Genomic DNA, 7,242 nt, shown 5'->3' on the forward strand with positions numbered 1-7,242 from the left:
GGCGGGCGCCAAAGCCAAGGCCGATGCCGAAGCGAAAGCCAGGGTGGAACAGCAGGCGGCTGACGCGGCGGCCAAGGCGCAAGCCGAGGAAGAACGCCGAAAGGCCGAAGAGGCACTGCGCATCGCCTCGGAAGAAAGGGCCAAGCGGGACGCCCAACGCAAGGCCGCCCAGCAAGCACCAAAGGTCGATGGCTCCCTTCCTGGCGTCAATGACGGTTCGGCTCCACCGCCACCGAAGCCCAAGTCCAATCCGTTCACGATCGACAACCTGCTGAAGTCGCTGGATGGCGGCTAGGACGAACCGCTCTTCCCGCGTTTGGCCCAATCCAGAACGCAAAGCCTGAGCGCGGAGGAGAGGTTGGCGTCGCGCGGACGGGTCTCGTCGATCTCGGCGACGAGAGCGGCAAGCGTCAGCTTTCGCGCCGCGGCGATGGCGACGAGATCGTCGTAGAAGGCCTTTTCGAGCGAATAGCTGGTGCGATGGCCGCGGATGGTCACGGAACGCTTTTCGACCGGGCTCACGTAAGGCGCTCAGCTCTCGTTTGAATCACCAGGCTTTTCGCGGCGATGGTCGGCGATGAAGTGCTCGGCCTTGTCGGCGGCCATGCGGTCACGGTCCCGATCGGCTTTGGAGCGGCCATGCAGGGCACGGTTCTCGCCGGCCTGCCGCTCCTTCTCGGTCCGCGCCTTCTGCTTGCGGACCTGGCGGAGATTGACGACGTCGCCCATGCCGCACCGTCCGGGGAATTATTTCTTGCGGAAGGCGTCGAGAGACACCACGTCGGCGCTTTTGCCGGCGTCTGCCGCGGCGGGCTTCTTGTCGGCCTCGGCGGCGGCTTTCTTCTTCGTCTCCGGTTTCTTCTCGGTGACGACGGCCAGCGGCTCGGGCGTGGGCTGCGCCGGTTCGTCCTCGGCCGCCCCATCAGTCCTGACATCGAACTCGAGCTCGAAATTGACCGAGGGATCGTAGAAGCCGCGCACGGCGGAGAAGGGGATTTCGAGCTTCTCCGGCACATCGGAAAAGGAGAGGCCGACCTCGAAGCCGGTGTCGGACACTTTCAGGTCCCAGTACTGGAACTGGATGACGATGGTCATCTGCTCCGGATAGCGCTCGCGCAGCCGCGAGGACACGCGAACGCCCGGCGCGCCGGTGAGGAATGTGATGAAGAAATGATGGTTGCCTGGAAGGCCGGTGCGCGCGACTTCGGCCAGGACCTTGCGCATAACGCCGCGCAACGCCTCCTGGGCCAGAATGTCGTAGCGGATGTGGTCGTCGGCCATGTAGCAGGTCGGGTTCCGTTGAATCGTCCGCATAGCTGTAATGAAGCTTGAGCGCGGCGTAAACCGCATATAGATCGCAGCCCTCTCGAAGCGAGGGCCATTGCCGGTGTTTTGATGGCTCAGGCGCCGACGAGCACGCTCTTCTTGGCCGCATGCGCCGTGGCCTTCTGCCTGCCGAAGGCGCGAAGGAAGGTGCGCACGCCATTGCTGGCGGATTGCAACACTTCGCTTTCCGTTGGCGCGCCGCCAAGCATGAAGGTTATCTGCAATTCCGCGTTGACGAGAGCCAGGAACTGGCGCGCAGCCACGTCGGGGTCCTCGATCGAGAGATAGCCGGCATACGCAAGACGGGCGAAGCGGGCGGCAAGCGCCGACCAGGTGCGGCCCGGGCCTTGCTCGCGCCATTCGGCGAACAGTTCGGGATAGCGCTCGCCCTCGGCCTGGATCAGCTTGCGCAAGAACCTGCCGTCGCGGTTGCAGATGCAGTTGCGGTTCATGCGCACGGCGAAGCCAACAAGATCGGCCGCGATGTCGGTGGGCTGGTCGGGAAAGGTGGCGATGGTGGCGAAGATGCCGGCGTTGCAGCGCTCGGTCAGGTCGCGCACCACGGCGATGAAGAGCTTTTCCTTGTCGCCATGATGGTTGTAGACGGTCTGGCGCGACACGCCGGCCTCGGCGGCGATCAGATCGATGTTGGCGCCGGCAAACCCTTCGCGGCAGAAGACCGAAGCAGCGGCCTCGACGACCGAAATGCGCTTTGCCTCGTGGCTGCGTGGCGGGAAATTGTCAGGAGAAACGCAGGGCTTCATAAAAAACTATATAGCGGCGATTGACGATTTGGACAAGAGTGTCTAATTTTGTGGACATAACACAAGGCATTCGCTCCGGAGAGACAATAGGTCCCCCTCTGAGGTGTCGGAATGTCGCGGGATGGAACGTCCTGGGTTAGACGCCGCTTTCGCGGCGGCAGCCAGATCCGAAAGAAGCCTAATCATGAGTCCCAAATTCCTCCGCATCGCGGTCGTGCTCGGCCTGTTGTCCGCCATCGGCCCGTTCGCCATCGACATGTATCTTCCGGCCCTGCCGTCGATCGGCGAGGACCTGCATGCCGGCACCTCTGCGGTGCAGATGAGCCTGCTGATCTTCTTCCTGTCGATGGGCTTCGGCCAGATTCTGGTCGGGCCGATCTCGGACATGGTCGGCCGCAAGCTGCCGCTTTATGGCGGCCTCGCATTGTTCATGGTCGGCGGCATCGGCTCGGCGATGGCGCCGACCATCGAATGGCTGATCGCCTTCCGGTTCCTGCAGGGCCTCGGCGCCAGCGCCGGCATGGCCATTCCGCGCGCCATCGTGCGCGACCTGCACACCGGCAATGAGGCGGCCAAGCTGATGTCGTTGCTGATGCTGGTGTTTTCGGTATCGCCGATCCTGGCGCCGCTGACCGGCAGCCAGATCATCGAGAGCTTCGGCTGGCGCGCCGTGTTCTGGACGGTGACGGGCGCGGCGGTGCTTGCCACCATCTTGCTTGCGACTTCGCTCAAGGAAACGCGGCCGGTCGAGGAACGTGCCGGCTCATCCTTCGGCGCGGCGTTGTCGGGCTACCGCTTCCTGATGGGCGACCGCAACTTCCTCGGGCTGGTCTCGATTGCCGGCTTCGGCATCGCGAGCTTCTTCGTCTACCTGTCGAGTTCGTCCTTCATCCTGATCGATCACTACGGCCTGTCCCCGTCGGTCTATAGTGTGTTCTTCTCGATCAACGCGGTTGCCTTCATCGGCATGTCGCAACTGACGGGAATGCTGGCGGATCGCTTTGGCTTGAAGCGCGTCGTCTGGGTGGCGGTGACTGGCTATGCGACGACGATGGTGGCGCTGTTCGCGATCATGGCCTCGGGCGTCGACCGGCTCGACGTGATGGCGGCGCTGCTCTTCGTCGGCTACGGCTTCCTCGGCCTGGTCATCCCGACGACCTCGGTGCTGGCCATGGAAGAGCATGGCGAGATCGCCGGCACGGCCTCGGCGCTGATGGGCACGCTGCATTTCGCCATTGGTGCGCTGGCCATGGGTGTCGCCGGACTGTTCTTCGACGGCACCCCGCTGCCGATGGTGGCCGGCATCACGCTCTGTGCGGTGATTTCTTTCACCCTCGCCAAGCTGACGCTCGGCCGCGCGCGGGAGACGGTGGAAGCGCCGGCCGAGTAAGCAACGCTCAATATCGTAACAGAAAAGCCGGGCTCGCCCGGCCTTTTTCATGTTTTGCATAAACCCGCCGCATCGGGAACGAAACGCAATCGCGCCTCGATTGGACGCGCGGGAACAGGTCGTGGCCCCGCGCCTGGGCAAAAAAACTTGCGGTTGCAAAAAGTGGGAGGAGGGGAGAAGTGGAGGTTTCTGTTGCCAGGTACCTCCGAACCCCGCCTAGAAGTGCGAACCTCTAGGGCTTGATTTGAAGCGTTCGCACTGCATTACGCAGCGAGACGAGCTTCCGCATAGTTGTCGTTGGCAACTATAAGTTTAGCCCGATGACGGTGGTACAATGCCGGGCAAAAGTACGATCTTTACACCTTCGTCGATCCTATTTCGCCCCCAGCAAAAGCCGCTCTTTTCGAAAGAGCGGTTTTTGGTGGAGGCGCCGGGTACCGCCCCCGGGTCCGAACGGCTTATTGCATCGCCTGTTTATCGCCATAGTCGGTCAAGCCGACGAAACGAATATAGGGGCCGATCATGGAAATTGAAAGGCCGAACGGGACTTTGTCCCTATCTCAAATGGATCGTCGAGGGTTGACTTGCCGGCGCGCTCAACCGAAGCTTTGCACCGGTGAGGAGTTGCTACCCAGCGCACAGGTTGCGTAGCGCGCCACAAGCCTCATCGACCGGATCCGTGGCGCCGAGGAGGGGATTTTTCCGATGGCCGACTATCTTGCGGATGTGAAGAAGTACGACGCTGGCGCCAGCGCCGACGCGGTCGAGAAGATCGTGAAGCACCTGGGCATCGCGCTCAGAAACCGCGATTCCTCGCTGGTGTCCTGCACGGACCCGAAGGAACTGGAACGCGTGCGGGAGAACTGGGCCGCCAAGAAGCTCGGCGTCGCCGACGCCAACAAGGCCGATGGCGCGATCGAGAAGGCCTGCAAGGCGATGGCCTCCGACAACACCAAAAGCCGGGTGACTTTCTACTATCTGGTGGCGAAGGATCTCGGCAAGCTCGGCTCCCTCTGAAGCATGACGACAGGGCGGCAGCCGGCACGACCTGGTGCCGGCGCCGTCACATCGGCGCGTCCACATCTGCGGCGGGCTTTGTGGTATTCGATCGACGGCCGGTCGGTTATGATTGCTTGACACCCGAATCGAGGCCAAGCCGATGCGCCAGTATCTCGACCTGTTGAAGCATGTGCTGGAGAACGGCGTCGACCGCGGCGACCGCACCGGCACCGGCACCCGTGGGGTGTTCGGCTACCAGATGCGTTTCGACCTCTCACGCGGCTTCCCGGTCACGACAACCAAGAAGCTGCATCTGAAGTCGATCATCCACGAGCTGCTCTGGTTCCTGGCCGGTGACACCAACACCAAATACCTCAAGGACAATGGCGTCTCCATCTGGGACGAATGGGCGGACGAGAACGGCGACCTCGGTCCGGTCTATGGCAAGCAATGGCGCTCGTGGCCGGACGGCCGTGGTGGCGAGATCGACCAGATCGCGGGTCTTTTGAAGGAGATACGCCGGAACCCCAACTCGCGGCGACTGATCGTCTCGGCGTGGAACCCCGCCGAGGTGGAGGCGATGGCGTTGCCGCCCTGCCACTGCCTGTTCCAGTTCTATGTCTCGGAAGGCCGCCTCTCCTGCCAGCTCTACCAGCGCTCCGGCGACATTTTCCTCGGCGTGCCGTTCAATATCGCTTCCTACGCGCTGCTGACGCTGATGGTGGCGCAGGTGACGGGGCTTAAGCCCGGCGATTTCGTCCATACGCTTGGCGATGCGCATCTCTACTCGAACCATTTCGAGCAGGCGCGCGAGCAACTGCGGCGCACGCCGAAGCCGCTGCCGACGATGTGGATCAATCCGGAGGTGAAGGACCTTTTTGCCTTCCGGTTCGAGGATTTCCGGCTCGAGAACTACTTCGCCGATGCCACCATCAAGGCGCCGATCGCCGTTTGAGGTGTGCTGATATTCAGGTGATGCCGGCTTGCGAACGGCGGTTTCCTGCGCTTCCGGTGCTCACGCACTTTAAGTAGGCTCCGCTCCGGTTCTCGGAAACAGCCGTTCTCGGCTCGGCCTGACCTGAATCTCAACGCACCTTCGGCCCAATGTCAGAATTTGGAGTCTGACCCGTCCGACAATCGCCGTCAGTCGATGCCGACCATGACATCCGAGGCCTTGATCACGGCATAGGCCGGCTTGCCCTTTTCCAGCTTCAGGTCGGCAACCGCCTCGTTGGTGATCGAGGCGGTGACGACGGCACCGCCGGTGTCAATGCGGACATGCGAGGTGGTGGCTCCCTTGACGATCTCGACGATCGTGCCCTTGAGGATGTTGCGGGCGCTGATCTTCATGACGGGCTCCTTCGCTGTGTCTGCCAAAATCCATCGTAGGCCGAGAAAACCCTGTCGCATAACGACAGGGGCCGCGAAAGGTCTTTCCTTGTTATATTCGTGCAGATATATCGGTCGGCAGGCATTGGACTGATCGGATTTCGAACCCGGGCAGAATTTCATGACGCACAAAGGTTTTGGATTGGGAGCGATCACCATTGGCGTTTTCGCGGCATCGCTGGCGATCTCGGCGCCGGCCGCCCGTGCCGAGGACAAGCTGATCGTGTTTGCGGCGGCCAGCCTCAAGGACGCGTTCGACGGCGTCAACAAGGCCTGCGAGGCCGATGTCGGCGAGGCGGCGACCATTTCCTACGCGGCAAGCTCAGCGCTTGCCAAGCAGATCGAGGGCGGCGCGCCGGCCGACATTTTCATCTCGGCCGACCTCGACTGGATGAAGTATCTCTCCGACAGGAAGCTGACCAAACCCGACACCGAGGTGAAGCTGCTCGGCAACCAGATCGTGCTGGTGGCGCCGACGGATTCCAAGGTTGAGGCCAAGATCGAAAAGGGCTTCGACCTTGCCAGGCTTATCGGCGATGGCAGGCTTGCCATGGGCGACGTCAAGGCTGTGCCGGCCGGCAAATACGGCAAGGCGGCTCTGGAATCGCTCGGCGTCTGGTCTTCAGTGGAAGGCAAGGTCGCGCAGGCCGAGAATGTGCGCGCGGCGCTGAAGCTGGTGTCGACCGGCGAGGCGGGGCTCGGCATCGTCTATGCCACCGATGCGCATGCCGAAAAAGGCGTCAAGGTGGTCGGCACCTTCCCGGAGGATTCGCATCCGCCGATCATCTACCCGGTTGCCCAGACGGCAGATTCGAAGGACAAGGATGCGCCGGCATTCCTGAAGTGCCTCGAATCCGCGAAGGCGGCAGAGCTCTTCAAGGCGCAGGGCTTCACCATCCTGGCGCCTTCCAACTAAGGCAGCGTCCCGACGCATGAACTGGCTGCTGGACCTCACTCCCGACGAATGGAATGCGGTCCGGCTGTCGATCAAGGTGGCGACGGTGGCGATGCTTTTCAGCCTGCCGCCGGGCATCGCGATCGCGCTCGTGCTCGCCCGTGGCCGGTTCTGGGGCAAGACGCTGCTCAACGGGCTGGTGCATCTGCCGCTGATCCTGCCGCCGGTGGTGACCGGCTACCTGCTGCTGCTGACCTTTGGCAAGCGCGGGCCCGCCGGCGCGTTCCTGGCCGAGCATTTCGGCATCGTCTTTTCCTTCCGCTGGACGGGTGCAGCACTTGCCTGCGGCGTGATGGGCTTTCCGCTGATGGTGCGGGCGATCCGGCTGTCGATCGAGGCGGTCGACCGCAAGATGGAGGCGGCGGCCGGCTCGCTCGGCGCCAATCCACTCTGGGTGTTTGCCACCATCACCTTGCCAT

At 62.7% G+C, this 7,242-nt stretch carries 11 protein-coding genes and 1 other RNA gene; 6 read left to right on the plus strand and 6 right to left on the minus strand.

Going from position 1 to position 7,242, the window contains the following annotated elements; all coding sequences use genetic code 11:
- On the plus strand, positions 1-295 hold a 295-nt coding region (locus EOA33_RS18325), incomplete at its 5' end, for a hypothetical protein (RefSeq protein WP_145989189.1).
- Here EOA33_RS18325 and EOA33_RS18330 read toward each other — a convergent pair.
- From EOA33_RS18330 to EOA33_RS18345, 4 genes are all read right to left on the minus strand, one after another.
- The gene (locus EOA33_RS18330) at positions 292-522 is read right to left on the minus strand and encodes a ribbon-helix-helix domain-containing protein (protein ID WP_126053946.1); all 231 of its coding nucleotides are present in this window, start codon (positions 520-522) and stop codon (positions 292-294) included. The two genes, EOA33_RS18325 and EOA33_RS18330, sit on opposite strands and share 4 nt — an antisense overlap.
- 9 nt (positions 523-531) lie before the next feature.
- Positions 532-729 (minus strand): DUF4169 family protein, encoded by a 198-nt coding sequence (locus tag EOA33_RS18335; protein WP_126053947.1) that lies wholly within the window; start codon positions 727-729, stop codon positions 532-534.
- Between the two features lie 18 nt (positions 730-747).
- Complete coding sequence (locus EOA33_RS18340; RefSeq protein ID WP_126053948.1) at positions 748-1,281, minus strand: SspB family protein; 534 nt, start codon at positions 1,279-1,281, stop codon at positions 748-750.
- 119 nt (positions 1,282-1,400) lie between these two features.
- Entirely contained in the window at positions 1,401-2,090 is a 690-nt protein-coding gene (locus EOA33_RS18345; protein ID WP_127406233.1) for a TetR/AcrR family transcriptional regulator, read from the minus strand.
- Between the two features lie 184 nt (positions 2,091-2,274).
- Here EOA33_RS18345 and EOA33_RS18350 point away from each other — a divergent pair, with 184 nt between their 5' ends.
- Positions 2,275-3,480 (plus strand): multidrug effflux MFS transporter, encoded by a 1,206-nt coding sequence (locus EOA33_RS18350; RefSeq protein WP_126053950.1) that lies wholly within the window; start codon positions 2,275-2,277, stop codon positions 3,478-3,480.
- 178 nt (positions 3,481-3,658) lie between these two features.
- On the opposite strand, the gene ssrA is transcribed toward EOA33_RS18350, so the two are convergent.
- Positions 3,659-4,019, minus strand: a transfer-messenger RNA (tmRNA) gene (gene ssrA / locus EOA33_RS18355).
- Positions 4,020-4,185: 166 nt separating this feature from the next.
- Between ssrA and EOA33_RS18360 the strand changes: the two genes are divergently transcribed.
- Positions 4,186-4,497, plus strand: a complete 312-nt coding sequence (locus EOA33_RS18360; protein WP_127406234.1) for a DUF2853 family protein — start codon at positions 4,186-4,188, stop codon at positions 4,495-4,497.
- Between the two features lie 142 nt (positions 4,498-4,639).
- Positions 4,640-5,434, plus strand: a complete 795-nt coding sequence (locus EOA33_RS18365; protein WP_127406238.1) for a thymidylate synthase — start codon at positions 4,640-4,642, stop codon at positions 5,432-5,434.
- A 188-nt stretch (positions 5,435-5,622) separates the two neighbouring features.
- On the opposite strand, the gene EOA33_RS18370 is transcribed toward EOA33_RS18365, so the two are convergent.
- Positions 5,623-5,829, minus strand: coding sequence for a molybdopterin-binding protein (locus EOA33_RS18370; protein WP_127406235.1), 207 nt, complete (start codon positions 5,827-5,829; stop codon positions 5,623-5,625).
- Between the two features lie 160 nt (positions 5,830-5,989).
- Between EOA33_RS18370 and modA the strand changes: the two genes are divergently transcribed.
- Both modA and EOA33_RS18380 read left to right on the plus strand, forming a co-directional pair.
- On the plus strand, positions 5,990-6,784 hold the full coding sequence (gene modA / locus EOA33_RS18375; protein WP_127406236.1) for a molybdate ABC transporter substrate-binding protein: 795 nt from the start codon (positions 5,990-5,992) through the stop codon (positions 6,782-6,784).
- Between the two features lie 16 nt (positions 6,785-6,800).
- A partial coding sequence (locus EOA33_RS18380) for an ABC transporter permease subunit (protein ID WP_127406237.1) occupies positions 6,801-7,242 on the plus strand: 442 nt, incomplete at its 3' end.

This window comes from Mesorhizobium sp. M4A.F.Ca.ET.050.02.1.1, assembly GCF_003997725.1.
In the GTDB taxonomy this organism is placed as follows: domain Bacteria; phylum Pseudomonadota; class Alphaproteobacteria; order Rhizobiales; family Rhizobiaceae; genus Mesorhizobium.